The sequence below is a fragment of the Pseudomonas sp. PsB genome, from assembly GCF_043658375.1.
In the GTDB taxonomy this organism is placed as follows: domain Bacteria; phylum Pseudomonadota; class Gammaproteobacteria; order Pseudomonadales; family Pseudomonadaceae; genus Aquipseudomonas; species Aquipseudomonas putida_Z.
This window is the reverse complement of the sequence record NZ_JBIGLU010000003.1, coordinates 91,118-114,754: the sequence shown is the minus strand read 5'-3', so window position 1 is coordinate 114,754 and position 23,637 is coordinate 91,118. Positions and strand designations below refer to the sequence as shown.

Annotated in this window: 21 protein-coding genes, 2 tRNA genes and 3 pseudogenes; 19 read left to right on the top strand and 7 right to left on the bottom strand. The window is 62.2% G+C overall.

Features of this window, described 5'->3' with window-relative positions; all coding sequences use genetic code 11:
- Window positions 1-84: 84 nt before the first annotated feature.
- Entirely contained in the window at window positions 85-1,746 is a 1,662-nt protein-coding gene (locus ACGLHT_RS06815) for an OFA family MFS transporter (protein ID WP_137162792.1), read from the bottom strand.
- A gap of 302 nt (window positions 1,747-2,048) precedes the next feature.
- On the opposite strand from ACGLHT_RS06815, the gene ACGLHT_RS06810 reads away from it, so the two are divergent.
- From ACGLHT_RS06810 to ppk2, 5 genes are all read left to right on the top strand, one after another.
- Window positions 2,049-4,295 (top strand): AsmA family protein, encoded by a 2,247-nt coding sequence (locus ACGLHT_RS06810; protein WP_085664139.1) that lies wholly within the window; start codon window positions 2,049-2,051, stop codon window positions 4,293-4,295.
- The gene (gene mutY / locus ACGLHT_RS06805) at window positions 4,292-5,359 is read left to right on the top strand and encodes an A/G-specific adenine glycosylase (protein WP_013970490.1); all 1,068 of its coding nucleotides are present in this window, start codon (window positions 4,292-4,294) and stop codon (window positions 5,357-5,359) included. Before ACGLHT_RS06810 ends, mutY begins: the two co-directional genes overlap by 4 nt.
- Entirely contained in the window at window positions 5,356-5,628 is a 273-nt protein-coding gene (locus ACGLHT_RS06800) for an oxidative damage protection protein (RefSeq protein WP_003257478.1), read from the top strand. Before mutY ends, ACGLHT_RS06800 begins: the two co-directional genes overlap by 4 nt.
- Window positions 5,629-5,718: 90 nt before the next feature.
- Window positions 5,719-5,794 (top strand) — tRNA-Phe (locus ACGLHT_RS06795).
- A 207-nt stretch (window positions 5,795-6,001) separates the two neighbouring features.
- Complete coding sequence (gene ppk2, locus ACGLHT_RS06790) at window positions 6,002-6,976, top strand: polyphosphate kinase 2 (RefSeq protein ID WP_025337367.1); 975 nt, start codon at window positions 6,002-6,004, stop codon at window positions 6,974-6,976.
- Window positions 6,977-7,035: 59 nt separating this feature from the next.
- Here ppk2 and ACGLHT_RS06785 read toward each other — a convergent pair whose 3' ends face one another.
- Window positions 7,036-7,305 (bottom strand): hypothetical protein, encoded by a 270-nt coding sequence (locus ACGLHT_RS06785; protein ID WP_137162790.1) that lies wholly within the window; start codon window positions 7,303-7,305, stop codon window positions 7,036-7,038.
- A gap of 238 nt (window positions 7,306-7,543) precedes the next feature.
- Here ACGLHT_RS06785 and ACGLHT_RS06780 point away from each other — a divergent pair, with 238 nt between their 5' ends.
- Window positions 7,544-7,987, top strand: coding sequence for a hypothetical protein (locus tag ACGLHT_RS06780; RefSeq protein WP_013970488.1), 444 nt, complete (start codon window positions 7,544-7,546; stop codon window positions 7,985-7,987).
- Between the two features lie 181 nt (window positions 7,988-8,168).
- On the opposite strand, the gene gabP is transcribed toward ACGLHT_RS06780, so the two are convergent.
- On the bottom strand, window positions 8,169-9,554 hold the full coding sequence (gene gabP, locus ACGLHT_RS06775) for a GABA permease (RefSeq protein WP_025337364.1): 1,386 nt from the start codon (window positions 9,552-9,554) through the stop codon (window positions 8,169-8,171).
- Between the two features lie 664 nt (window positions 9,555-10,218).
- On the opposite strand from gabP, the gene ACGLHT_RS06770 reads away from it, so the two are divergent.
- The 5 genes from ACGLHT_RS06770 to ACGLHT_RS06750 all read left to right on the top strand — a co-directional run bounded on the left by ACGLHT_RS06770 (window position 10,219) and on the right by ACGLHT_RS06750 (window position 14,522).
- Window positions 10,219-10,992, top strand: a complete 774-nt coding sequence (locus ACGLHT_RS06770) for an ABC transporter ATP-binding protein (protein WP_075044343.1) — start codon at window positions 10,219-10,221, stop codon at window positions 10,990-10,992.
- 11 nt (window positions 10,993-11,003) lie between these two features.
- Window positions 11,004-11,756, top strand: coding sequence for an ABC transporter substrate-binding protein (locus ACGLHT_RS06765; protein ID WP_085618304.1), 753 nt, complete (start codon window positions 11,004-11,006; stop codon window positions 11,754-11,756).
- Window positions 11,757-11,810: 54 nt separating this feature from the next.
- Window positions 11,811-12,503, top strand: a complete 693-nt coding sequence (locus ACGLHT_RS06760; protein ID WP_025337363.1) for an ABC transporter permease — start codon at window positions 11,811-11,813, stop codon at window positions 12,501-12,503.
- Window positions 12,503-13,192 (top strand): ABC transporter permease, encoded by a 690-nt coding sequence (locus ACGLHT_RS06755; protein WP_015268628.1) that lies wholly within the window; start codon window positions 12,503-12,505, stop codon window positions 13,190-13,192. Before ACGLHT_RS06760 ends, ACGLHT_RS06755 begins: the two co-directional genes overlap by 1 nt.
- Before the next feature lie 124 nt (window positions 13,193-13,316).
- Window positions 13,317-14,522, top strand: a complete 1,206-nt coding sequence (locus ACGLHT_RS06750) for a methyltransferase (RefSeq protein WP_274120051.1) — start codon at window positions 13,317-13,319, stop codon at window positions 14,520-14,522.
- Window positions 14,523-14,909: 387 nt separating this feature from the next.
- On the opposite strand, the gene ACGLHT_RS06745 is transcribed toward ACGLHT_RS06750, so the two are convergent.
- A complete protein-coding gene (locus tag ACGLHT_RS06745; protein ID WP_003257466.1) occupies window positions 14,910-15,200 on the bottom strand; it encodes a DUF3077 domain-containing protein in 291 nt (96 codons plus the stop codon).
- A 576-nt stretch (window positions 15,201-15,776) separates the two neighbouring features.
- On the opposite strand from ACGLHT_RS06745, the gene ACGLHT_RS06740 reads away from it, so the two are divergent.
- From ACGLHT_RS06740 to ACGLHT_RS06720, 5 genes and pseudogenes are all read left to right on the top strand, one after another.
- Window positions 15,777-16,025, top strand: coding sequence for a hypothetical protein (locus tag ACGLHT_RS06740; protein WP_085618309.1), 249 nt, complete (start codon window positions 15,777-15,779; stop codon window positions 16,023-16,025).
- A 98-nt stretch (window positions 16,026-16,123) separates the two neighbouring features.
- Window positions 16,124-16,199: transfer RNA gene (locus ACGLHT_RS06735), tRNA-Thr, on the top strand.
- A 264-nt stretch (window positions 16,200-16,463) separates the two neighbouring features.
- A pseudogene (locus tag ACGLHT_RS06730) lies at window positions 16,464-16,652 on the top strand (XRE family transcriptional regulator); the annotation flags it as partial.
- A 9-nt stretch (window positions 16,653-16,661) separates the two neighbouring features.
- Window positions 16,662-17,294, top strand: a complete 633-nt coding sequence (locus ACGLHT_RS06725) for a hypothetical protein (protein ID WP_274120050.1) — start codon at window positions 16,662-16,664, stop codon at window positions 17,292-17,294.
- Window positions 17,295-17,560, top strand: a pseudogene (locus ACGLHT_RS06720) (integrase); the annotation flags it as partial.
- Window positions 17,561-17,677: 117 nt separating this feature from the next.
- On the opposite strand, the gene ACGLHT_RS06715 reads toward ACGLHT_RS06720, so the two are convergent.
- Together ACGLHT_RS06715 and ACGLHT_RS06710 are read right to left on the bottom strand one after the other, a co-directional pair.
- Complete coding sequence (locus tag ACGLHT_RS06715) at window positions 17,678-18,151, bottom strand: type II toxin-antitoxin system HigA family antitoxin (protein WP_025337351.1); 474 nt, start codon at window positions 18,149-18,151, stop codon at window positions 17,678-17,680.
- A 46-nt stretch (window positions 18,152-18,197) separates the two neighbouring features.
- Window positions 18,198-18,551 (bottom strand): type II toxin-antitoxin system HigB family toxin, encoded by a 354-nt coding sequence (locus ACGLHT_RS06710; protein ID WP_274120049.1) that lies wholly within the window; start codon window positions 18,549-18,551, stop codon window positions 18,198-18,200.
- Between the two features lie 177 nt (window positions 18,552-18,728).
- Between ACGLHT_RS06710 and ACGLHT_RS06705 the strand changes: the two are divergent.
- Window positions 18,729-18,872, top strand: a pseudogene (locus tag ACGLHT_RS06705) (DUF3079 domain-containing protein); the annotation flags it as partial.
- Between the two features lie 84 nt (window positions 18,873-18,956).
- Here ACGLHT_RS06705 and ACGLHT_RS06700 read toward each other — a convergent pair.
- Window positions 18,957-21,254: a TonB-dependent siderophore receptor gene (locus ACGLHT_RS06700; RefSeq protein ID WP_274120047.1), complete on the bottom strand. Its 2,298-nt coding sequence runs from the start codon at window positions 21,252-21,254 to the stop codon at window positions 18,957-18,959.
- A 140-nt stretch (window positions 21,255-21,394) separates the two neighbouring features.
- Between ACGLHT_RS06700 and ACGLHT_RS06695 the strand changes: the two genes are divergently transcribed.
- Together ACGLHT_RS06695 and ACGLHT_RS06690 are read left to right on the top strand one after the other, a co-directional pair.
- Window positions 21,395-22,114: a response regulator gene (locus tag ACGLHT_RS06695; protein ID WP_025337347.1), complete on the top strand. Its 720-nt coding sequence runs from the start codon at window positions 21,395-21,397 to the stop codon at window positions 22,112-22,114.
- 1 nt (window position 22,115) lies between these two features.
- Complete coding sequence (locus tag ACGLHT_RS06690) at window positions 22,116-23,504, top strand: ATP-binding protein (RefSeq protein WP_274120046.1); 1,389 nt, start codon at window positions 22,116-22,118, stop codon at window positions 23,502-23,504.
- Window positions 23,505-23,637: the final 133 nt, after the last annotated feature.

The following is a 23,637-nucleotide window of genomic DNA, read 5'->3' as shown; positions in this document are numbered from 1 at the left end:
TTGCAGCCCATCGCGACACAAGGCCGCTCAGGGTTCACCTGTAGGAGCGGCCTTGTGTCGCGATGGGGCGCAAAGCGCCCCCAATCAATGGAACAGCACAGCCGTCTTCTGCAGGGTAATCCAAACGCCCCAGGCCAACGGCACGACCACCACTGCCCAGGCCAGCAGCACCAGCGGCAGGCTACCCGGCGCCGCCTTCCACTCCAGCGAGCGCGCCCCGTCGGCGCCCTTGTCATGGCTCAACGCCCGCTCGGCAGCCAGTTCGGCATCGCTCATGAAATGCTTGTCGGCCACCGGCCGCACCAGCATGTTGCAGACAAAGCCCAGCACCAGCAGGCCGGCGAGGATGTACAGGGTCATGTCATAAGCAGCCGCACGCTCCACCCCGGCCGCCAACTGGTACTCGCGCAGGTAGGTGATAAGCACCGGGCCCAGCACCCCCGCCGCCGCCCAGGCGGTCAGCAGGCGGCCATGAATGGCGCCGACCATCTGCGTGCCGAACAGGTCGGCCAGGTAGGCCGGTACCGTGGCAAAACCACCACCGTACATCGACAGAATGATGCAGAACGCCGCCACGAACAGCGCCACGTTACCCAGGTGCCCCATGTTCGGCACCAGGCTGTACAAGCCCACGCCCAGGGCGAAGAAGGCGAAATAGGTGTTCTTGCGGCCAATGTAGTCCGAGAACGACGCCCAGAAGAACCGCCCGCCGATGTTGAACAGGCTCAGCAGGCCGGTGAAGCCGGCGGCGATCGCGGCAATCTGCGCCAGCTGGGCGCTGTTCAACTCGCTGAAGCTCAGCCCGTTGCCCAGCAGCTTGCCGGCGAACACTTCCTGCAGCAACGGCGAAGCCATGCCGAGGATGCCGATACCCGCCGACACGTTCAGGCACAGCACCAGCCAGATCAGCACGAACTGCGGGGTCTTCCAGGCCACGCTGACGTGCACGTGGCGGTCGGTGACCATGGCGTTGCCAGCCTTCTTCACCGGGGCGCTCCAGCCTTCTGGCTTCCAGCCGGTCGGCGGTATGCGATACGCCAGGGCACCGGCGGTCATGAACACGAAGTAGATCGCTGCCATGACGACGAAGCTCTGCCACACGCCCACTTCCTGCGCATTGCCGAAATGGCCCATCAGCGCGGTGGCCAGCGGTGCACCGACCATGGCCCCGCCACCGAAGCCCATGATCGCCATGCCGGTGGCCATGCCACGCTTGTCCGGGAACCACTTGATCAGGGTCGACACCGGCGAGATGTAGCCCAGGCCCAGGCCGATACCACCGATTACGCCGGACCCCAGCCACATCAGCCACAGCTGATGGGTTTTTACGCCAATCGCCGAAATCAGCATGCCACCGCACCAGCACAGCGCCGACACCAGGCCGGCCTTGCGCGGGCCGGCGTGTTCCAGCCAACCACCCAGCACGGCCGCCGAGCAACCGAGGAAGACGAAGAACAGGGTGTAGATCCAGCTCAGCATGGAAATCGGCCAATCGCATTCGGCGCTGAACATACGGGCCATGAAGCCCATGTCTGCTGCGCAGGCAACCGGGGCGGTGATGCCGAGGGCTTGCGACAGCGGCAGCCAGAACACCGAGAAGCCATAGGCCATGCCGATGCACAGGTGGATGGCCAGGGCGGCCGGCGGGACCAGCCAGCGGTTGAAGCCCGGACGGGCGATGATGCGCTCCTTCGACAGGAAGCCTGGCGCACTGGCCAAGGTCCCCGCCGCGACGGTACTGCTCATGGATCAGATCCTTCTTATAGGTAGGGTGCAGGCAAAGCGGCGCAAGGGTAGCAGCATCAAGTAGCGTGAAAGCAATCTGATATCGTTAATTTTTGCTCGGCTGAAACGGTCCTCTTTCCGAAAACCTGCTCTCCCCTGTAGGAGCGCATTTCATCGCGGGCTGAAAAATCAAGGTCGAAAGCCGTACCATCTGCCATACACGTAGGAAATGCCCTGTATCTCTAGTCGAATACGCAGGGGCAACCACTGCGGCGCTATACTCTGGCGCTTGAATTTCAAAAACGGACTACAAGGACTCGCCCATGAAAGCGTTCGGCAAAATCCTGGGACTTGGGCTTCTCGGGTTGCTGCTGATCATCGTGGCGCTGGGCTTCGCCCTGACCCACCTCTTCGATCCCAACGACTACAAAGACGAGATTCGCCAGCTGGCACGTGACAAGGCTCACGTCGAGCTGACCCTCAACGGTGACATTGGCTGGAGCCTGTTCCCGTGGCTGGGCCTGGAGTTGCACGAAGCGAGCATTGCCACCTTGAACAAACCCAAGGAACCGTTCGCCGACCTGCAGATGCTCGGGCTTTCTGTACGTGTGCTGCCACTGCTGCGCCGCGAAGTGCAGATGAGCGACGTACGCGTCGAGGGCCTGAACCTGACCCTGGCCCGTGACGAACAGGGCCATGGCAACTGGGAAGACATCGGCAAGCCGCTGCCCGCGCAGAACGGCGCCAGCGCCGATGCGCAGGCCAGTGCTCCGGCCCAGGCACCGGCCGAACAGGCGTCGGCACCGGTCGCCAGCAACGAACGCGCCGTCAAGCTGGACATCGACAGCCTGACCGTGAACAACGCCCGCGTGCAGTACACCGATGCCAAGACCGGCCAGAGCTACAGCGCCGAAAGCATCCAGCTGAGCACCGGCCCGGTCCACGAAGGGGCGAACATTCCGCTCAAGGCCAGCGCCTTCCTCAGTGCCAGCCAGCCGAACATCAAGGCCCGCACCGAACTGGCCGGCGAGCTGCGCTTCGACCGCAAGCTCAAGCGCTACAACTTCGAAGACATGCGCCTGTCGGGCGAAACTTCGGGTGAGCCCACCGGCGGCAAGACCGTGACCTTCGCCGCCCAAGGCCAGTTGCTGGTCGACCTGGCCGCCAATGTCGCCTCGTGGAACGGCCTGAAAGTCTCGGCCAACCAGCTGCGCGCCCTGGGTGAGCTGAACCTGCGAGACCTGGACAAGGCGCCACAGCTGAGCGGCGGCCTGTCCATCGCCCAGTTCGACCTGCGCACCTTCCTCGACAGCATCGGCCGCCCGCTGCCGGCCACCAACGACCCGGCGGCCTTCGCCAAGCTGGAACTGGTCACCCGCCTGCAGGGCACGCCGAACAGCCTGGCCCTGGAAGACCTGGCGGTGAAGCTGGACGACAGCACCTTCAGTGGCCGCGTGGCCGTCGAAGACTTCGCCAAACAGGCCCTGCGCCTGCAGCTCAAGGGCGACACCTTCAACGCCGACCGCTACCTGCCGGCCAAGAGTGAAGAGGCCAAGGGCGCCACCGCCGCGCGCCAGGCCGAGGTCAAGCAACAGGAAGCCAGCGCGGTCGCCGGCCCTGGCACCACGCCGCTCCCCAACGCCCCGACCCAGGTCGCCTGGAGCGACGACAAGCTGCTGCCGGTCGACCGCCTGCGCGCCCTCGACTTGCAGGCCGACCTGGCCTTCGGCTCGCTGACCCTGGACAAACTGCCGATCGAAGACGCCCAGCTCAAGGCCATCGGCCAGGGCGGCCTGCTGACCCTGCAAACCCTGCGCGGTGAACTGTACAACGGCACCTTCGAGGCCAAGGGCACCGTCGACGTGCGCCCTGCCGTGCCGCAACTGGGCGTCAACACCAGCATCCAGCGGGTGCCGGTAGAACACTTCATCAAGACCGAGGGCAAGGAACAGACGCCACCGGTCAAAGGCCTGCTGACCCTGACCAGCGACCTGACCGCCACCGGCAACAGCCAGAAGGCCCTGGTCGACACCCTCAACGGCAACGCCAACTTCGTCATCAACGACGGCGTGCTGGTCAATGCCAACCTGGAACAGCAGCTGTGCAAGGCCATAGCCACGCTGAACCGCAAATCGCTCACCGGCGAGCCTCGCGGCAAGGACACCCCGTTCCAGGAACTGCGTGGCAGCCTGGTAGTACGCAATGGCGTCGCCAACAACCCGGACCTCAAGGCACGCATTCCGGGCCTGACCGTCAATGGCCATGGTGACCTCGACCTGCGTGTATTGGGCATGGACTACAACGTTGGCGTGGTCGTCGAAGGCGACCAGCGCGCCATGCCGGACCCGGCCTGCCAGGTCAACGAACGCTATGTGGGTGTCGAAATACCGCTGCGCTGCCGTGGCCCTCTGGAGCTGGGCGCCAAAGCCTGCCGCCTGGACCAGGACGGCCTGGGCAAGGTTGCCGCCAAGGTGGCCGGCAACCGCCTGCAAGACAAGATCGATGAAAAACTCGGAGACAAAGTGAGCCCGGAATTGAAAGACGCGCTCAAGGGGCTGTTCAAGCGATGAGCCCCGAGCAGTTCTCCAGCGCAGTGCTGGATTGGTATGACGAACACGGCCGGCACGACCTGCCCTGGCAACAGGGCATCAACCCGTACCGGGTGTGGGTGTCGGAAATCATGTTGCAGCAGACCCAGGTCAGCACCGTGCTCAACTACTTCGACCGCTTCATGCAGGCCCTGCCGACCGTGCAGGCCTTGGCCGAGGCGCCGGAGGACGAAGTGCTGCATCTGTGGACGGGCCTGGGCTACTACACCCGGGCACGCAACCTGCAAAAGGCCGCGAAGATCGTGGTCGAACAGCATGGCGGCGAATTCCCGCGCAGTGTCGAGCAGCTCACCGAGCTGCCCGGCATCGGCCGCTCCACCGCCGGCGCCATCGCCAGCATCAGCATGGGCATCCGCGCACCGATCCTCGACGGCAACGTCAAGCGCGTGCTGGCCCGCTACACCGCCCAGGCCGGCTACCCCGGCGAACCCAAGGTAGCCAACCAGCTGTGGGCCACGGCCGAACGCTTTACCCCGCAGCAGCGAGCCAACCACTACACCCAGGCGATGATGGACATGGGCGCCACGCTGTGCACCCGCAGCAAGCCCAGCTGCCTGATCTGCCCGCTGCAGCGAGGCTGCGAAGCGCACCTGCACGGTGAAGAAACCCGCTACCCCGAGCCCAAGCCGCGCAAGGCACTGCCGCAACGCCGCACACTGATGCCGCTGCTGGCCAACCACGAAGGCGCCATCCTGCTTTACCGCCGCCCGTCCAGCGGCCTGTGGGGTGGTTTGTGGAGCCTGCCGGAGCTGGACGACATCGCCCAACTCGACGATCTGGCCTACCAGCACGGCCTGCGCCTGGCTGACAGCCGCGCCATGGACGGCCTGACCCATACCTTCAGCCACTTCCAGCTGGCGATCGAGCCCTGGCTGGTGCGCGTCGACCCGGTCGGCCAGCACGTGGCCGAGGCCGACTGGCTCTGGTATAACCTCGCCACCCCGCCGCGCCTGGGCCTCGCCGCCCCGGTGAAAAAGCTGCTCAAACGCGCGGCCGACGAACTGATTGCAGGAGACGCCCGATGACCCGCACCGTGATGTGCCGCAAGTACAAAGAAGAACTGCCAGGCCTGGAGCGCCCGCCCTACCCCGGCGCCAAGGGCCAGGACATCTTCGAACACATCTCGCAGAAAGCCTGGGCCGACTGGCAGAAGCACCAGACCATGCTGATCAACGAAAAGCGCCTGAACATGATGAACGCCGAGGACCGCAAATTCCTCCAGGGCGAGATGGACAAGTTTTTCGCCGGCGAAGAATACGCCCAGGCGGAAGGCTACGTTCCACCCTCGGAATGACCCCACGGAACGTAAGCGACGGAATTAATTTAAAATTTTTTCAAAAAGTCGTTGACGAGCGGTCTGAAAGTCTATTTAATTCACCTCGTCGCCCAGATAGCTCAGTCGGTAGAGCAGAGGATTGAAAATCCTCGTGTCGGCGGTTCGACTCCGTCTCTGGGCACCACCTTCAAGCTTCTGGTGGTTGCAAAGTTACCCGAAGCGACAACAAGAAACCCGCCTAGTGCGGGTTTTTTGTTGTCTGTGAGTTTTCATAATCCAACAGCTTCAATCCTCAAATCCCCTCACGTCTCATTGATAGACATCAAATAGCTATCACTCGCTCACCTTCACAATCGAAGACGGACATCCGACTCGACCCGCAAGGACCTCCATGAGCGAAGAATCCCCCCTCCTGCTCCCCGCCCCCAGCGAGCCCGCCATCACCCCAGCCCGCACGCGCCGCCCACGCCAGCGCAAGCCGGAGCCGACGATTACCAGCATCAGCCAGCAACCTGCGGCACTGGAAGTCGCCACCGCCCCCAAGGGCAGCAACGAAGACAGCACCTCGGCCCGCCTGCCGGCCAGCTACCCCTACCGCACCCGCCTGCGCCGCCAGGACTACGAAAAGGCCAAGCACGCACTGCAGATCGAGTTGCTGAAGGTACAAAGCTGGGTGAAGGAAACCGGCCAGCGCGTGGTGATCCTGTTCGAAGGGCGCGATGCCGCAGGCAAGGGCGGCACCATCAAGCGGTTCATGGAGCACCTCAACCCTCGTGGTGCACGCATCGTTGCCCTGGAAAAGCCTTCCGAGCAGGAAAAAGGCCAGTGGTACTTCCAGCGCTACATCCAGCATCTGCCCACTGCGGGGGAAATGGTGTTCTTCGACCGATCCTGGTACAACCGCGCCGGCGTCGAAAAGGTGATGGACTTCTGCACGCCGCTGCAATACCTGGAATTCATGCGCCAGGCCCCGGAGCTGGAGCGGATGTTGTGCAACAGCGGCATCCTGCTGTTCAAGTACTGGTTTTCGGTGAACCGCGAAGAGCAACTGCGCCGCTTCATCTCGCGCCGGGACGACCCGCTGAAGCATTGGAAGCTGTCACCCATCGACATCAAGTCGCTGGACAAGTGGGAAGACTACACGGCAGCCAAGGAGGCGATGTTCTTCCATACCGATACTGCCGATGCGCCATGGACCGTGATCAAGTCCGATGACAAGAAGCGTGCGCGGATCAATTGCATCCGGCACTTTCTGCATTCGCTGGATTATCCGGGGAAGAACCACAGTGTGGCGCATGCGCCGGATGAGTTGCTGGTCGGTCGGGCTTCGCGGGGGTTCGAAGAAGATGGGTTGGCGCAACCATAGACTGAAGGTTCACGCCAACGCCAGCCATCCGCGACCCAAGAAGGTCTGCGGATCGAACCTTAGTCCTCGTCAGCTTCTTCGTCTGCCCCCACATCAGGCATGGAGCGAAGATGTTCGAAGGCGTCTTCGGTCATGTAGCCCAGGTAGGAGACACTATGCAAACCGAGGCCGCTCTTGAAACGTTTATCGTTCTCATAAAGATCGTCCATAATTGCGCCGAGATCCTCCTTCGTGATCCGCGGCCCATCGCAGGGGGCGAATCCGCTCGGAAAGACAAGGCGACCTTTTTTGGTATAACCGTATAGGGTGACAAGATAGAAATGCTTCATTGTTCTCTCCTTTTGCGCAGACCTACGCGTGCTCAAAGCGCCGATCCATTATCGAAATTGGCTGTCGCCTGGCGTGAGTGACAGCAGGAGAGAAGCTACTGACGTTGCGCAATCGCCATAATCGGGATACGAATCCCTGGTACATCTGGCAGCCTATGCCGAAAAGGGGCACAGCTTGGGTTTCTCTGGTAATTGCGCTTCAATACGCGCACTTTTCAGACACGCCCAAGGATTCCCCATGGCCACCCCCACCAAGCAACAGAAACGCGCCAAGCGCGCCGCCAGCAAGGCCAAGCAGAACCGCATGGTCCGCAGCGGCCAGGCAGTCAAGGCCAGCGCAGGCGACAGCGCCAGCATCGAGCAGGTGTACAACAAGGCCATGGAATCGGGCAGCTACGACCCGCTGTTCAAGAAAATGAAGGAAGCCCAGGAAGGCGGCCTGGTGCCGATGATTTCGGTGTTCCTGGTAGACCCGCTGCTGGCCCTGGTGCTCAAGGGGCACAAGGAAGAACACGCCACCGACTACATCGTGCTGGTGTTCAATGCCTACCGCAAATGGCTGGACGGGGCCGACGAAGAGGCCACCATGGCCTGGCTGGAGAGCGATGAGTTCCAGGCAGCCTATGTGGCGGCTTCGGAGCTGGTTGCCAAGCAGCAACAGCAGCAGAAGCAGTTTGGCTGACAGGGCCATGTGACCTGCCCCGGCCCATTCGCGGGTAAACCCGCTCCCACAGGGATATCACAGCAATTGAGATATGTGGTGTACCTGTGGGAGCGGGTTTACCCGCGAAGAGGCCGGTACAGTCAACAAAAAAGGCCGCGCCCTTCACAGGACGCGGCCTTTTCATTTCAGCCAGCGCGGATCAGTTATCCAGCGCCACCCGCCCGGCAGCTTCACGCTTGCGGTGCACCAGCAAGCCAGCCGCCACCACACCAATGCTCAGCAATGCGGTCGCGATGATTTCGGCGCGGTGGTCCTCACGCAGCGCCATTACCACCAGAATGGCAATGATGAAGGCAATGGTCGCCCAGGTCAGGCCCGGGAACAGCCACATCTTGAAGGTGATCTTCTCGCCGCGGGCCTCACGCTGGGCACGCATGCGCAGCTGCGATACGGCAATCACCAGGTACACCAGCAGCGCAATGGCACCTGAGCTGGCCAGCAGGAACTCGAACACCTGGGCCGGGGCCACGAAGTTGGCGAACACACAGAGGAACGCCGCTGCAGTGGACAGCAGAACCGCCACATGCGGGGTAGCCGACTTGGTGGTGCGCTGGGCAATGGCCGGGGCGTCACCACGCTTGCTCAGCGAGAACAGCATGCGCGACGAGGTGTACAGCGCCGAGTTCAGGCAGCTGGTCACGGCGATCAGCACGACGATGTCGACGATCAGCTTGGCATTCGGCACGCCGATGCGGCTCAGCACGGTCTGGTAGGAACCGGTCTCGGCCAGGGCCGGGTCGTTCCACGGTACCAGGGCCACGACCAGGAAGATCGACACCAGGTAGAACAGGCAGATACGCCAGATCACCGAGTTGGTGGCGCGGCTGATCTGCTTGCCCGGGTCCTTCGACTCGGCAGCGGCGATGGTAACGATTTCGGTACCCATGAACGAGAACATGGTGGTCAGCATGGCTGCCAGCACCGCGCCCAGGCCGTTAGGCATGAAGCCCTGGGTGTCGAACAGGTGGCTGGCACCGCTTACCTGGCTGCTCGGCACAAAGCCGAACATGGCAGCACAACCCACAGCGATGAAGCCGATGATCGCCAGTACCTTGAGCAGGGCGAACCAGAACTCGAACTCGCCGTAGTTCTTCACGCTGCACAGGTTGGTCAGGGTCAGCGCCAGGGTGATGACCAGGGAGAACGCCCACAGGTCGACCGCAGGGAACCAGGCATGCAGGATGGCCGCGGCGGCGTTGGCCTCCAGCGGAATTACCAGTACCCAGAACCACCAGTACAGCCAGCCAATGGTGAAACCGGCCCAGCGCCCGATGGCGCGGTCGGCATATGTAGAGAACGAACCGGTGTCAGGCGAGGCGACAGCCATTTCACCCAACATACGCATCACCAGCACGACCAGCGTACCGGCGGCAGCGTAAGCCAGCAGCACGGCTGGGCCGGCAGCAGCGATGGCGTGGCCGGAGCCAACGAACAGGCCGGCACCGATGACGCCAGCGATGGACAGCATGGTCACATGCCGTTGTTTGAGCCCCTGAGCGAGGTCATTGGAATTGTTACCGCTCATTAAAACTACCTTTGTAAGGAGTGGACCACTCCGACTGCGGTTACGGAGCGCGCCTGGGGTTGACCTAGGCATCGCTGCAATCGGCGGTTTCCTACTGGCAATAAGCGCGCCATGTGCTGAATGCATTCGTCAGAAAAGTCGGCAGGCCTTTTAGCATGCGGTTTGGAGGGCTTTCGGCCAACGGCTGACCGAAAGGCCGCCAAATCATCGGATTACTGAAATACCCACTTACAAACGCACCAAAGGTGCTCCCCGGTAACACCTGTGCACCGCTGCAATGCAAAAAAGTGCAACCTAGAGGTACAACCTGAAGACCCGACCGCCCCCGTTCGCGGGCACGCCCGCTCCCACAAGTCAGGTGCAACCATTTGAGCCTTTTAAAGAGCCTGTGGGAGCGGGCGTGCCCGCGAAAGGTCTAAAACCGCTTCCATGAGCGGGCCAAAGCTGGCACCATCGCGCCTTTTTTCATCAAGGCTCTGGTGCTGGGCGACACCTTCGCGGACATCCGCGCGACGTTGCGCTGCAACGATGCGACAAACCGCCCCACCAGCGCCCCGAGTCCCCAGCGACCCTGTTGGCCGTGATAATGCCGCTATGCTAGCTTGGCGCACGCCAGGAAGGCCGCCAACAGCTGGGAACGCACCCGTACACATGAGGACCGCACATGGCTCAGGCCACGCCCGCGCTGGAAATCCGCAATCTGCACAAACGCTACGGCGAGCAGGAAATTCTCAAGGGCATTTCGCTGACCGCACGCGACGGTGACGTGATCTCCATCCTGGGGTCGTCCGGCTCCGGCAAGTCCACCCTGCTGCGCTGCATCAACCTGCTCGAGAACCCGCACCAGGGCGAAATCCTGGTCGCCGGTGAAGCCCTCAAGCTCAAGGCCGCCAAGAACGGCGACCTGGTCGCCGCCGACAACCGCCAGATCAACCGCCTGCGCAGCGAGATCGGTTTCGTCTTCCAGAACTTCAACCTGTGGCCGCACATGTCGATCCTCGACAACATCATCGAGGCGCCACGCCGCGTGCTCGGCCAGAGCAAGGCCGAGGCCATCGAAGCCGCCGAAGCCCTGCTGAACAAGGTGGGCATCTACGACAAGCGCCACAGCTACCCCGCCCAGCTTTCCGGTGGCCAGCAACAGCGCGCCGCCATTGCCCGTACCCTGGCCATGAAGCCCAAGGTCATCCTGTTCGACGAGCCAACTTCGGCGCTCGACCCGGAAATGGTCCAGGAAGTGCTAAACGTTATCCGCGCATTGGCCGAAGAAGGCCGTACGATGCTGCTGGTGACGCACGAGATGAACTTTGCCCGCCATGTGTCCAGTGAAGTCGTCTTCCTGCACCAGGGCCTGGTCGAAGAGCAGGGATCGCCGCAGCAGGTCTTCGAGAACCCGACCTCGGCGCGTTGCAAGCAATTCATGTCCAGCCACCGCTAACGGAGCAATACATGCACACTTACAAGAAGTTCCTCCTGGCAGCTGCTGCCACGCTGGTGATGTCGGCCAACGCCCTGGCCGCAGAAAAACTGCGCATGGGTATCGAAGCCGCCTACCCACCGTTCAACAACAAGGATGCCAGCGGTAACGTGGTCGGCTTCGACAAAGACATCGGCGACGCCCTGTGCGCCAAGATGAAAGTCGAGTGCTCGGTCGTCACCTCCGACTGGGACGGCATCATCCCAGCCCTGAACGCCAAGAAGTTCGACTTCCTGGTGTCGTCGCTGTCGATCACCGACGAGCGCAAGCAGGCCGTGGACTTCACCGAGCCGTACTACTCCAACAAGCTGCAGTTCATCGCGCCGAAAAACGTCGACTTCAAGACTGACAAGGACTCGCTCAAGGGCAAGGTGATCGGCACCCAGCGCGCCACCCTGGCCGGCACCTATCTTGAAGACAATTTCCCGGGTGTAGACGTCAAGCTCTACGACACCCAGGAAAACGCCTACCTTGACCTCGTTGCCGGCCGCATCGACGGCATCCTGGCCGACAAGTACGTGCAGTACGAGTGGCTGAAGAGCAAAGACGGCTCGAACTTCGAGTTCAAGGGCGAGCCGGTGATGGACAGCGACAAGATCGGCATTGCCGTGCGCAAGGGTGACACCAAGCTGCGCGACGACCTGAACAAGGCCCTGGCAGAAATCAAGGCCGACGGCACGTACAAGAAGATCAACGACAAGTACTTCCCGTTCAGCATCGAATGATCCGCCCCGACCGGCGCGCCCTTGCGGCGCGCCAGTCCCTAGAATGACCTGCCCATGAATATCGACCTGCACGGATTCGGTCCGGCCATGATGGCCGGCACCCTGATGACCGTAAAACTGGCGCTTTGCGCCTTGCTGCTGGGCCTGGTCCTGGGCCTGCTCGGCGCCCTGGCCAAGACTTCCTCGATCAAGCCACTGCAATGGCTTGGTGGCTTCTATTCGACCCTGGTTCGCGGCGTGCCCGAACTGCTGTGGGTACTGCTTATCTATTTCGGCACCGTCGGCTTGATGAACGCCCTCGGTGAAGCCCTGAACATGCCGGGCCTGGAGCTCAGCGCCTTCGCTGCGGGCGTGATCGCCCTGGGCCTGTGCTTCGGCGCCTATGCCACCGAAGTGTTCCGTGGCGCCATCCTGGCGATCCCCAAGGGCCACCGTGAAGCCGGCCTGGCGCTTGGCCTGTCCAAAGGCCGCATCCTGTCGCGGATCATCCTGCCGCAGATGTGGCGCATCGCCCTGCCCGGCCTTGGCAACCTGTTCATGATCCTGATGAAGGACACCGCCCTGGTGTCGGTGATCGGCCTGGAAGAAATCATGCGCCACGCACAAATCGGCGTGACCGTGACCAAAGAGCCGTTCACCTTCTACATGGTTGCGGCCTGCATCTACCTGAGCCTGACCATCATTGCCATGACCGGCATGCACTTCATGGAAAAACGCGCCGCTCGCGGCTTTGCGAGGGCCGAATAATGAATTGGGAAGTCATCATCAAATGGCTGCCACGCCTGGCCCAGGGTGCGACCCTGACCCTGGAGCTGGTGGCCATCGCGGTGGTTGCCGGGTTGATCCTGGCCATCCCGCTGGGCATCGCCCGCTCCTCGCGCCACTGGTATGTGCGCGCGGTGCCGTTCAGCTACATCTTCTTCTTCCGTGGCACGCCGCTGCTGGTGCAGCTGTTCCTGGTCTACTACGGCCTGGCGCAGTTCGACGCGGTGCGTTCGAGTTCGCTGTGGCCGTACCTGCGCGACCCGTTCTGGTGCACCGTGCTGACCATGACCCTGCACACTGCTGCCTACATCGCCGAGATCCTGCGCGGCGCGCTGCAGTCGATCCCCAAGGGTGAGATCGAGGCGGCGCGGGCGCTGGGCATGTCGCGGGGCAAGACGCTGTTCTACATCATGCTGCCACGCGCCGCGCGCATCGGCCTGCCGGCGTACAGCAACGAAGTGATCCTGATGCTCAAGGCCAGCGCCCTGGCCAGTACCGTGACCCTGCTGGAACTGACCGGCATGGCCCGTACCATCATCGCCCGCACCTACCTGCCGGTAGAGATCTTCTTTGCCGCCGGGGTGTTCTACCTGGTCATCTCGTTCGTGCTGGTGCAGGGCTTCAAGCTGCTGGAGCGCTGGTTGCGCGTGGATGCGTGCCAGGGCCGCTGAGACCACTTAGCTTTCTTCGCGGGTAAACCCGCTCCCACAGGGACCCCACAGCCCTCAAGCTGTGCACTATACCTGTGGGAGCGGGTTCACCCGCGAAGAGGCCCTGAAAACCAACACACATCCCATGCCCAACCACCTCCACAGCCCCCACCTAAGCACCCGCTTCCAGGCCCTCGACCAGTTCCTGATCGAGCACCAGCAGCTGTGGAAACCCCGCCCCTTCACCAGCCTGCAGCTGGCCTGGGAAACCGCCCACCCCGAGCTTGCCGCCCACCTGCGCCAATGCTCCCTGGCAGACGCCGAAACCGACACCACCGCTGCCTCGTTGCCCGCCCCGTTCCCGCAACTGGCCCAGCAAGCCCGACAGCTTTCGGCACTCGGCAACCTCCCGGAAACCGACCTGCCCCCCGCCGCGCATCGCCTCGACGTAGCCGTCCCCGGCCGCAAATGGCAGCAGATCGAAGCCTTCGCCAGCCACCTGGCCTTCCGCGAACAGCCCAGTCACTGGCTGGACTGGTGCTCCGGCAAAGGCCACTTGGGCCGCCGCCTGCTGCAACCCGGCCAACACCTGACCTGCCTGGAATACGATGCCGAACTGGTCGCCGCCGGCCAGGCCCTGAGCGCGCACCACCACTTGCCAGCGCAGCATGTGCACCAGGACGTGATGGCCAACGACAGCGCCCGCCACCTGGCTGGCGACAAAAGCGTGGTAGCCCTGCACGCCTGTGGCGACCTGCATGTGCGCCTGATGCAACTGGCCAGCCAGCAAGGTTGCCGGCAACTGGCCGTGGCCCCCTGCTGCTACAACCGCATCGCGGCGCAGCAGTACCAGGCGTTATCCACAGCAGCCCAAGCCTCCAGCCTGCGGCTGTCACTGGACGACCTTGGCCTGCCCCTGAGCGAAACCGTTACCGCCGGCGCCAGCGTGCGGCGCCAGCGCGACACCTCGATGGCCCGGCGCTTGGGCTTCGACCTGCTGCAACGCCAGCAGCGCCAGACCGACGAGTACCTGCCAACACCGTCGCTACCCGTGGCCTGGCTGGAGAAGCCCTTCGAGCAGTACTGCCGCGACCTGGCCGAACTCAAGCATTTGCAGCTGACTGGCAACCCGGACTGGGCAGCCTTGGAAGCCGCCGGCTGGCAACGCCTGGCCGAGGTCCGCAACCTGGAGCGCGTGCGCAACCTGTTCCGCCGGCCGCTGGAGCTGTGGCTGGTAATCGATCGTGCCCTGTTCCTCGAAGAACAAGGCTACAACGTGCGCCTTGGCCTGTTCTGCGACTACCCACTCACCCCGCGCAACCTGCTTATCCTCGCCGAACGCGACCGTTAGCCGCAGCACAACCTGTGGATAACTCTGTGAACAAGCTTGTGATTACCTGTTGGATCCAAGCGCTATTTCAAGCGTTTGGCTTATTCCGGCTTGCGCGTCAAGGCCAGTAAAAACAGGCCTTTGCGCAAAGACCGGCGGTGTATCGATCCGGCATGCCTTTCGCGCAAGGCGCCGATGCCACTTGTGCATAAACATTTCTTGTGGTTGGCGACTGCGTCTAAAGCCTTACCCAGAATGGCCTGATTTACGCGGTCCCTTGTAGGAGCGGCCTTGTGTCGCGAAAGGGCTGCAACGCAGCCCCAGCGATCTCTGCAAATACGCCAAAAACGGGGCCGCTTTGCGGCCCATCGCGACACAAGGCCGCTCCTACAATGACCGCGTGAGCCTTCAATGCGCCTTATTCTTGGCAATCTCGATATCGTTCATCAGCGCCTTGGCCATGTCGCACAGATAATCGGCGGCGCCCAGGAATTTATGGTCATCCTCCATATCCCCCTCGCGCACCAGATGCTTGATGTAGCCCATCAGAATCGAGACATGCTCATAGGCAGCATCGACGGGGACGCCAGGCTCGACGCGTAGCAGATTGAGGGATGGGTTACCGGCTGCGAGGAAGGTTTCCACGCCTGCGGTGGTGATTGGCTTGGGGCTGCGGGGATCAGTATCGATCGTTTTCAATTTTCAAACTCCCTAGTTCAAAGGAGTTGCCGTGTTCATTCTTTCTCACGGAACAAAGGCGGCAACCGTGCACGAGGTGAGAAACCGAGTGAACATAGGAAGCTCGGCCAGACCAAGGTCTGCCCGCGCACGGTCGCCATTACGCAGCCGATACGTTCAAAATCGGGTTCTCACACCCGGTCGCCAGAGCGACCCGAAAAAGGTATCCGTGAGCCATTTCCCCGACAACAGCGATACTTCGGCGGCGCGCGTAGGATAGTTCCGAAGCCACCAAACCCTGAAGCTGTTAGCCCCCTAGTTCAGAATTTTCGTACGGCTGATGGCCCTTTCGCGGGTAAACCCGCTCCCACAGGAATCTCACAAGGCTTGAGAACAGTGATATCTCTGTGGGAGCGGGTTCACCCGCGAAGAGGCCCGAACAGGCAACAAAAAGCTAAAGCCTCACCGCTGATCCCGCCCAACGGTGTATCATCCGCCCCCCAAATCATTAAAAAGTGACGTCGCGCGCTGCCCGCCAGCCCCGCGACCTTCTGGCGTTGCGCCAGAACCGACAATGGACTAACGGACCCGACCATCGTGACCCAAGCCAAGCCCCTCGCCCTGCTGACCCTCGCCCTGGCCCTGACCGGCTGCGCCAGCGGCACCGCTCCCCACTCCAACAGCAGCCTGGGCTGGAACCACCCTGGCATGCAGCTGGGCGGCGACAACGGCTTGCCCCTGCGCACCGAAAGCCCCTGCCGCAAGCGCGGCTGCGACAACGACAAGCTGTTCTTCAACCCGGGCAAAACCGAGCCGAGCGTCACCACCATCCATCGCGGCTGGTAGGAAAATTCTTCTTTCAGGTCGGTGACTTAGGTCATTTGCGAACATTCGCAACGAAGTGGTTTACAGGCGCCAACCGATCGTTATAATGACGCCCCATTGCCGGTATAGCTCAGATGGTAGAGCAACTGACTTGTAATCAGTAGGTCCCGGGTTCGATTCCTGGTGCCGGCACCATACGCAGTATCAAAAAAGGCTCACCGAAAGGTGGGCCTTTTTTGTTTTCAGGGTCGCCCAACCACATCAGCCTCGGCCTTGAGGTCGATGCGCTCGGTGTAGGAGCTGGCTTGCCTGCGATGGGCTGCGCAGCGGCCCCCAGCGATCCCAAAGAAGAGCGCAGCCAGAGACCAGACACGTCTTCCAACATAAACGCTTTGACTCGCCCACCTGGCCCCGCCACGCTTTATCGTAAATTTTAGATATTCCCGCTGAGGCAAGCCGATGGCGCTTCAATTCCACGAAAGCCCTTTCCACGCCACCCACGATGCAGACACGGCCAGCAAAATGGCCTTGAAAATGGACCTGTCCATTTTCATCACGGACTGCATCAAGAAAATGGGCCTCAAGCAGCATGATGCTGCGGTCAGGCTAAACGTAACCCAATCCCGAAAATCCGAGCTTGCAAATGGTTGATTCTCGATGAAGCGCGAGAGTGGGGCCAGTGATACCAGTGAGGCGATGACTGTGCCCTCGAATACGGCGCATGGGGCCCGGCATTGCGACACCTCCCCGCTCGATTACTCGCTAGAAAAACTCTGGGCGCTTGTGTCCTCTGACATGCCCCCCTCTGATCAACATGCCCGTCAGGCACTTGAGCACCTGGTCGTTCAAGCTACAAAAACCTCGCTGGACAAGCTCGACAAGGCCGTTGCCGAGACTTTCGCTCTCCTCTTCTGGTATAGAAACGAGGATATGCGCGAAGCACTGGAAAATCGCTTGAACATGCCAAGGCTCGCCCCCGTAAGGAAGCGGCGCCTGATGTATCTGGTTGACCGGCTTCGCCGTTTTCCATGCATGAAGCCGGAACAAGCCGAGCAAATGAAGAAGCTGGTCACCCGCTGGAAGGACCTGGCTCAAGATCTGAATGGAAAACAGGTAGAAAAGGCGCAAGCGGTAAACCGTTACGACAAGGTTGCTGCTACGTGGGGCGTGTCTGAGCCCGTATCCAGCCTGATGAGCCTGGTACTAGACCTGCAAACCCGGCACTTCGTAGATGCCCATCATCTGCCGAACGGCTATTCCCAGTTGGCAACGCGTCCCCCTCACCACTGATCTATCCAACACGGTACGAAAGGTGGCCGCTCCGGCACCTCGGCGTCACGTTGGATTTCGGTTGATGACTACGTACTTGATGCGCTTGCATTGGCGGATCAGGTGTCGCCTCTGGGTAGCCGCAACTTGATTGCGCCAAATGAAAGCTACTTGAACGTTTTGCAGGAAGTCTCCGCCCGGCGCGGGACATCCTTCATACACAGAATCTTAAAGGCCTCCACGAGTCACGAGCAGCGTTCGCATGTGAAAGATATGAACGGATCACGCTTATAAATCATGTAGTCATGAATATTTTTGACTCCTGGCGCCGTATCAAAAAAGCTCACCGAAAGGTGAGCCTTTTTTGCCTTCTGTGCCCAGCGATCCCAGCGCCCCTACCAATTTCAAACCACCCCATGCATGAAAAATTCAACCGGCACGCTGAAAAACTCAGCAAAGCCCTTTATCTGGGCAACCGTCATCTTCCGCTTGTTGTTCAAAATCTCTGAAACCGCACTCTGGGTTGCTATCGAGGCAAGGTCCTTCTGCTTCACGCCCCTGTCCGACAGCAGGAAGGCCAACGCTTCGGCCTGGCTCGCAAACGGCACGAGTACCGACTCACTCTCATACTCGTAGACACGATCCGCCACCATCTCCGCAAAGCGCGCTGCTGCGTGACTTTCGCTGTCGGCATGCGAGTAGAGCTCATCGATCAATGCCATCCGCGCCTGGAGCTCTGCATCGTCCTTGATAGGGTCATGGCAGGCAGCAAGAAGCTGGGCCATGGTTGCCATCTGGGCGTTCAGGCCATCCAGCATGGGTGAGATATTAGCGATGAAGGCATCTAGTCCATTGGCTTCGATTTTATCCCGCTTCATGGTTGTCACCTGTCGAATCGGTAGGTTTTGGGCAAGTGCCAGGCGGCTACCTGACATCGCTCTTGCACCACTTGTCGTACTCCGCGTGCGACAGAATGGCCTTGATATAGAGGGTGCCCGTTCGTGTGTTGAGCCATGCGATCAGGCGGCATTCGTTTTTCTTGATATCGAATACATAGACATCAAGCGGCCCTTTTCGGCTGGCGGGCCTGAGTTTTGAACAAGGAATGCGGTCAACGTTCCAGCCAGAGGCGGTAGACCACGTATCCCTTAGCTGCTCAAAAGACTCGAAGCGCAGCGTCGCCCTATCAAAGGTCGTGAGCCACAGACTCAGGGGGGCTTTCCACTGGGCGTGAGCTTCGACGGCTTTGGTAACCGCCGCTTTCGTTATCACCCGCATTGTGTTGTCCCGGCGTACCAAGGTGCCTACAGATTATTCCGGATCCAGATATCTGTCAAGCAGATATCTGGATCCGGAATATACGCTCCGCTGAGGGTCACCTGGATATTGATGTCGATCAAGCTGAGTAGCGGGCCGAGGTATAGGTTGGGCACATAGTCCTGAGGGAAGCTGACCATGGCCAAGAAATTCCCCACAAACCCCAGCCACCCGGAGCGCATCTGCTGGGGCTGCGACCTGTACTGCCCGGCCAAGTCACTGGCCTGTGGCAATGGGGCGAGTCGGACCATGCACCCGGTGGAACTGTTTGGTGAGGACTGGGACAGTTTCGAGGACCGGCTGGAGAAGTCGATTGAACAAGAGCAGGACACAAGGCCGCTCCTACACCTGGCTGCGCCAGCCAGATCAGAACGCTGTGCTGACCGTCAGCGACAGGTTGCGTGGGTCACCATAAATTGCCCCGGCATAGAACCCGTAGCGGGTGTAGTAGTGCTTGTCGAACAGGTTGTTGGCGTTGAGGCTGACGCTGGTGTCGTCGGTCAGCTGGTACTTGGCCATGGCATTCCAGATGGCATAACCGGACCAATTCACATCAGTGGCACCGTTGCTCACACCATTGCTCGGCTGGCCCGCCGGGCTGGAGATTGCGCGGATGTTGCTCTGCGCAGTCACCCCGGCGCCCAGGGTCAGGCGGTCGAGCGGGCCGGAAAGGCGGTAGGTGGTCGAGGCCTTGAACAGGTGCGATGGGTCGCTGCGGCCGTCGCTGTCGACGCGGCGGAAGTGCAGGTAGGTGTAGCCGGCATACAGGTTCCAGCTGGGAGTCAGGGCGCCGGCGATTTCCAGGTCGATACCGTCGGTTTCCTGGCCGGAACCGGCCTTGTAGGCGTCACCACCGGTGGGGGTGGTCAGGTCGCCGTCGAGCACTGCCTTGTTTTCCTGCTTGGTGCGGAAGTACGCCGCCGAGGCGTTCAGGCGGCCATCGAACCACTCTCCCTTGATACCCGTCTCGTAGCTTTGCCCGCGAATCGGCTCGACCTTGCTGCCGCTGCTGGTTTCAGCGGTTTGCGGGGTGAAGATGTCGGTGTAGCTGGCATACAGCGAGTAGTTGTCGTTGAGGTCGTACACCGCGCCCAGGTACGGGGTGACGATGCCGTTCTCTTCCTGGCTGGTACGTGCGCCAGCCACGCTGCGGGTGGTGGCCGAGTAGTTGCTGGTGCGCACACCGAGGATGACCGACAGTGGGTCGGTGATGCTCAGCCGGGTTGCCGCGTACATGCCCTGCAGGCGGGTGGTGGTCTTGCTGTGGCGGCCGGTGCGCGAGGCGATGATGTTGTAGTCGTCATCCACGCCATTGCGCCAGTCGGTCAGCGGAAAGCCGTTGTTGGCGCGGAACTGGCAGCCCAGCGCAGGCGCACTGGCCATGCCGTCGCCAACCATGGTGCAGGTGTATTCCGGCGACCAGGCCACGGTGCGGCTGTCGTTGTAGCCAACCATCGCCTGGTGGGTACGGCCAAACAGCTGGAACGGGCCGGACAGGTCGATCTGCGCCGACTGCTGGGTGGTGTCGGTGGAGCTGTGCAGGCCGTTGAGCACGGCACCGCTGCCATCCTGGTCCCAGTAGCCGCCGTAGCTGCCACGGCCCGCCGAGTTGACCTTGGCCAGGCCGCGGTGGTTGAGGGTTTCGGCGGTGCTCTGGGCGGCTTTCAGGTCCAGCGTCCAGTCGTTGTCGAAGCGGTGCTCCAGCGAGCCGAACGCGGTGCGGGTGGTGTACTCGCCAAAACTCCAGCTGGGTACCACGTTGGTGCTGCGCGGCAGGTCGGTCTTGCTGCCATCGCGGTACCAGATCGGGATGTTCGCACCCCAGCCACCGCCAACAATCTTGTTGTACTCGTACTGGTAGCCGGCACCAAGGGTGGTGGCGTCGTCCAGGTCGAACTCGAAATTGGCCAGCGCGGCGCGGGATCGTTCGGACTGGTTGTCGCGAAATGAGTTGGCGTCCTGCTGGGTCATCACGAAGCGCGAACGCAGGCGGCCGTCTTCGGACAGCGGCAGGTTGAGGTCGGCGCCCAGGCGGCGCTTGTCCCAGCTGCCGTAGGTGGCATAGGCGCTACCGCCGAACGTCCTGGTCGGCGCCTTGCGGATCAGGTTGACGGTGGCCGACGGGTCGCCGGTACCGCCCAGCAGGCCGTTGGCGCCGCGCACGATGTCGATGCGCTCGTACAGGTCCATGTTCAGTGCGTTGCCGCCGCCACTGAAGTCGGAGCCGCCCTGAAACTGCAGGCCATCGACCTTCCAGTTGCTGATCGAGTAACCACGGGCTCGGTAGTCGGTACGCCCGCCCACTTCGGACTTGCTCGCTGTCACGCCTGGGGTGGTTTCCAGCGCTTGCTCGATGGTGTGGATGTCGCGGTCATCCATCTGCTGGCGGGTAATGGTGGTGACCGACTGCGGCGTCTGGCGCGGCGTCAGGGCCAGGCCGGTGGAGCTGCGGGTGCTTTCGACCGTGTAACCCAGCTGGCCGGCTTCGTCGGCGGGCAGCAGGGCGCTGTCTTCGATCTGCGTGGCCTCCAGTTCCAGCGGCTTGCTGTCGGCAGCCATCGCGCCACCGCTGACGGCCACGGCAATGAACAGGGCCAGCGGTTTGAGGCGCGTGCCGCCTCGGCTGCTGGAGGGGAAGGCGTTAGGGGTGCTCTCGGAGTTCATTTGGGAAGGCTTCGTATTTGCAGATGATTTTTTGTTAGGATTCTAGGGATCGGCCCCTCGGGCTCCAGACCCGGCTTGTACGGGGATGTAATCGAACGTAACGAGCGCCACCGGCCCTCACCGAACAGGTGTTTTTCTGCATGAGCACAACTTTGCTTGTTGTCGACGATGACGACGAGATCCGCGAACTTCTTTGTGATTACCTGACGGATGCCGGCTATAACGTGCTGGCAGCGGCTGACGGCGAGCAGATGCGTGAGCAACTGGCCCGGCACAAGGTGGAGCTGGTGGTGCTGGACCTGATGCTGCCGGGCGAAGACGGCCTGAGCCTGTGCCGCCAGCTGCAAGCCACGCCGGGGCTGGCGGTGATCATGCTGTCGGCCAAGGGCAGCACGCTGGACCGCATCATCGGCCTGGAGGTGGGTGCCGATGACTACCTGGCCAAGCCCTTCGAGCCACGCGAGCTGATCGCCCGGATCAAGGCCGTGCTGCGTCGTCCGCAACGCCTGGATGCGCCCGCTGAAGAGCCGGTAGAAGATGCCCAGCTGTTCGCCGGCTTCCGCCTGGAACACGTGAAGCGCCTGCTCACCCGCCCCGATGGCGAGACCCTGACCCTGCCCCGCTCCGACTACCGCGTACTGCGCGAACTGCTGGAAGCCAACAACCGCGTGGTGTCCCGCGACCAGCTGACGCGCAGTGCGTTCGGCCGCGACCACCTGCCAGACGACCGTTCGGTGGACATGTGCGTCAGCCGCCTGCGCCAGCACCTGCGCCACGCGCCGGCGGGTGCCGCGCAAATTCTCACTATCCGCAACGAAGGCTATTTGCTGAGCATCGCCGCCAACGGGGCCGATACCTGACATGCGCTGGCTGCGCCGGCTGTGGCCACGCACGTTGTTCGGCCAGTTGCTGCTGATAATGGTCAGCGGCACCGTGCTGATCCAGTTGATGTCCAGCAGCATCTGGTTCGATGTGCGTTTTGCCCAGGTTCTCGAGGCCCCTGTCCGGCTGATTGCCGCACGCAGCGCGCCGTTGATAGCCCAAGCCGACTGCCGTGCCGGTGCACTGCAGGCGCCAGCGCATTACCAACTGCGTTGCAGCGAAGCCCTGCCCACGCCGGTGCAGGACGAGCGCCGCGGGCGCAGGCGTGTCGAGCTGTTGCTGCACCAGGCCCTCGAGTACGAGTTGGGGCATGCCCAGGACGTGCGCCTGATGAAGGTGCAATTGACCGACGAACAGGGCCAGCCGATCGTCTGGCGCAGCCTGTTCGGCCTGCGCACGGCCCAGGCGCATTTGCAGTTCGCGGTGCCGTTGGCCGATGGGCACTGGCTGACCATCGAGGGCCAGGAACTGCAAGGCTGGAGCGGCGAGTCGGCCTGGGTGTTGATCAGCGATTACCTATTGCGGGTGTACGCGCTGCGCATCGTCGCGGTTTTGCTGGTGTGCCTGATAGCCGTGCGCCTGTGCCTGCGCCCGTTGCGGCGCCTGGCCGATGCCGCGCGCGGCCTGGGTAGCAACCTCGAGCAGCCGCCCTTGGCGCTGGATGGCCCGGAGGAAGTGCGCCAGGCGGCCCAGGCCTTCAACGCCATGCAGCAGCGGCTGATCGCGATGGTCAACGACAAGGCCTACTTCCTGGCCGCCGTGTCCCACGACCTGCGCACCCCGCTGACGCGCATGCGCCTGCGCCTGGAGCGCCTGCCGGACGACGAAAACCGGCAGCGCCTGCGGCAGAACATCGCGCAGATGGACAACATGATCGGCCAGGTGCTCGATTACCTGCGCGCGGGGGAGCAACAGAACTTGCAGCAGGTGGACCTGGACCGGCTGGTGGTGCGCCAGTGCGCGGAGTTGGCCACTGCCGAAGAGCCACTGCCGGTGCATGGCCAGGCGGGCAGCCTGCGGGTCGATGCCCTGCTGTTGCAGCGCTGCCTGCAGAACCTGCTGGTCAATGCGTTGCGTTATGCCAAGGAGGTTTCGGTCACGCTGGAGCAGGCGACCACGGGGGTGTTCATCCATATCGATGACCGCGGCCCGGGGATTGCGCCGGGCCTGCTGGCGACCATCATCGACCCGTTCGTGCGTGGAGAAGGGTCGCGCAACCAGGCGTCCGGGGGGTATGGGCTGGGGTTGAGCATCGCCCAGCGGATTGCTGCCAGCCATGGGGGCGAGTTGCTGCTGGCGAACCGCGAGGGGGGTGGGTTGCGGGTCAGCGTGTTGTTGCCCAATCAGCCTTTACGCGCCCCCCTGTAGGAGCGGCCTTGTGTCGCGATGGGCTGCGCAGCAGCCCCGGATTCTGGAGTTGATGCAAAGAGTGCCGGGGCCGCGTTGCGGCCCTTTCGCGACACAAGGCCGCTCCTACAAAGGACCGCATGAGCCTGGAAAT

Bases quoted from the DNA above. Each gene is read 5' to 3' on its own strand.
- ACGLHT_RS06815 (WP_137162792.1), bottom strand. From the start codon at position 1,746: ATGAGCAGTACCGTCGCGGCGGGGACCTTGGCCAGTGCGCCAGGCTTC.
- ACGLHT_RS06810 (WP_085664139.1), top strand. From the start codon at position 2,049: ATGAAAGCGTTCGGCAAAATCCTGGGACTTGGGCTTCTCGGGTTGCTG.
- mutY (WP_013970490.1), top strand. From the start codon at position 4,292: ATGAGCCCCGAGCAGTTCTCCAGCGCAGTGCTGGATTGGTATGACGAA.
- ACGLHT_RS06800 (WP_003257478.1), top strand. From the start codon at position 5,356: ATGACCCGCACCGTGATGTGCCGCAAGTACAAAGAAGAACTGCCAGGC.
- ppk2 (WP_025337367.1), top strand. From the start codon at position 6,002: ATGAGCGAAGAATCCCCCCTCCTGCTCCCCGCCCCCAGCGAGCCCGCC.
- ACGLHT_RS06785 (WP_137162790.1), bottom strand. From the start codon at position 7,305: ATGAAGCATTTCTATCTTGTCACCCTATACGGTTATACCAAAAAAGGT.
- ACGLHT_RS06780 (WP_013970488.1), top strand. From the start codon at position 7,544: ATGGCCACCCCCACCAAGCAACAGAAACGCGCCAAGCGCGCCGCCAGC.
- gabP (WP_025337364.1), bottom strand. From the start codon at position 9,554: ATGAGCGGTAACAATTCCAATGACCTCGCTCAGGGGCTCAAACAACGG.
- ACGLHT_RS06770 (WP_075044343.1), top strand. From the start codon at position 10,219: ATGGCTCAGGCCACGCCCGCGCTGGAAATCCGCAATCTGCACAAACGC.
- ACGLHT_RS06765 (WP_085618304.1), top strand. From the start codon at position 11,004: ATGCACACTTACAAGAAGTTCCTCCTGGCAGCTGCTGCCACGCTGGTG.
- ACGLHT_RS06760 (WP_025337363.1), top strand. From the start codon at position 11,811: ATGAATATCGACCTGCACGGATTCGGTCCGGCCATGATGGCCGGCACC.
- ACGLHT_RS06755 (WP_015268628.1), top strand. From the start codon at position 12,503: ATGAATTGGGAAGTCATCATCAAATGGCTGCCACGCCTGGCCCAGGGT.
- ACGLHT_RS06750 (WP_274120051.1), top strand. From the start codon at position 13,317: ATGCCCAACCACCTCCACAGCCCCCACCTAAGCACCCGCTTCCAGGCC.
- ACGLHT_RS06725 (WP_274120050.1), top strand. From the start codon at position 16,662: ATGAAGCGCGAGAGTGGGGCCAGTGATACCAGTGAGGCGATGACTGTG.
- ACGLHT_RS06715 (WP_025337351.1), bottom strand. From the start codon at position 18,151: ATGAAGCGGGATAAAATCGAAGCCAATGGACTAGATGCCTTCATCGCT.
- ACGLHT_RS06710 (WP_274120049.1), bottom strand. From the start codon at position 18,551: ATGCGGGTGATAACGAAAGCGGCGGTTACCAAAGCCGTCGAAGCTCAC.
- ACGLHT_RS06700 (WP_274120047.1), bottom strand. From the start codon at position 21,254: ATGAACTCCGAGAGCACCCCTAACGCCTTCCCCTCCAGCAGCCGAGGC.
- ACGLHT_RS06695 (WP_025337347.1), top strand. From the start codon at position 21,395: ATGAGCACAACTTTGCTTGTTGTCGACGATGACGACGAGATCCGCGAA.
- ACGLHT_RS06690 (WP_274120046.1), top strand. From the start codon at position 22,116: ATGCGCTGGCTGCGCCGGCTGTGGCCACGCACGTTGTTCGGCCAGTTG.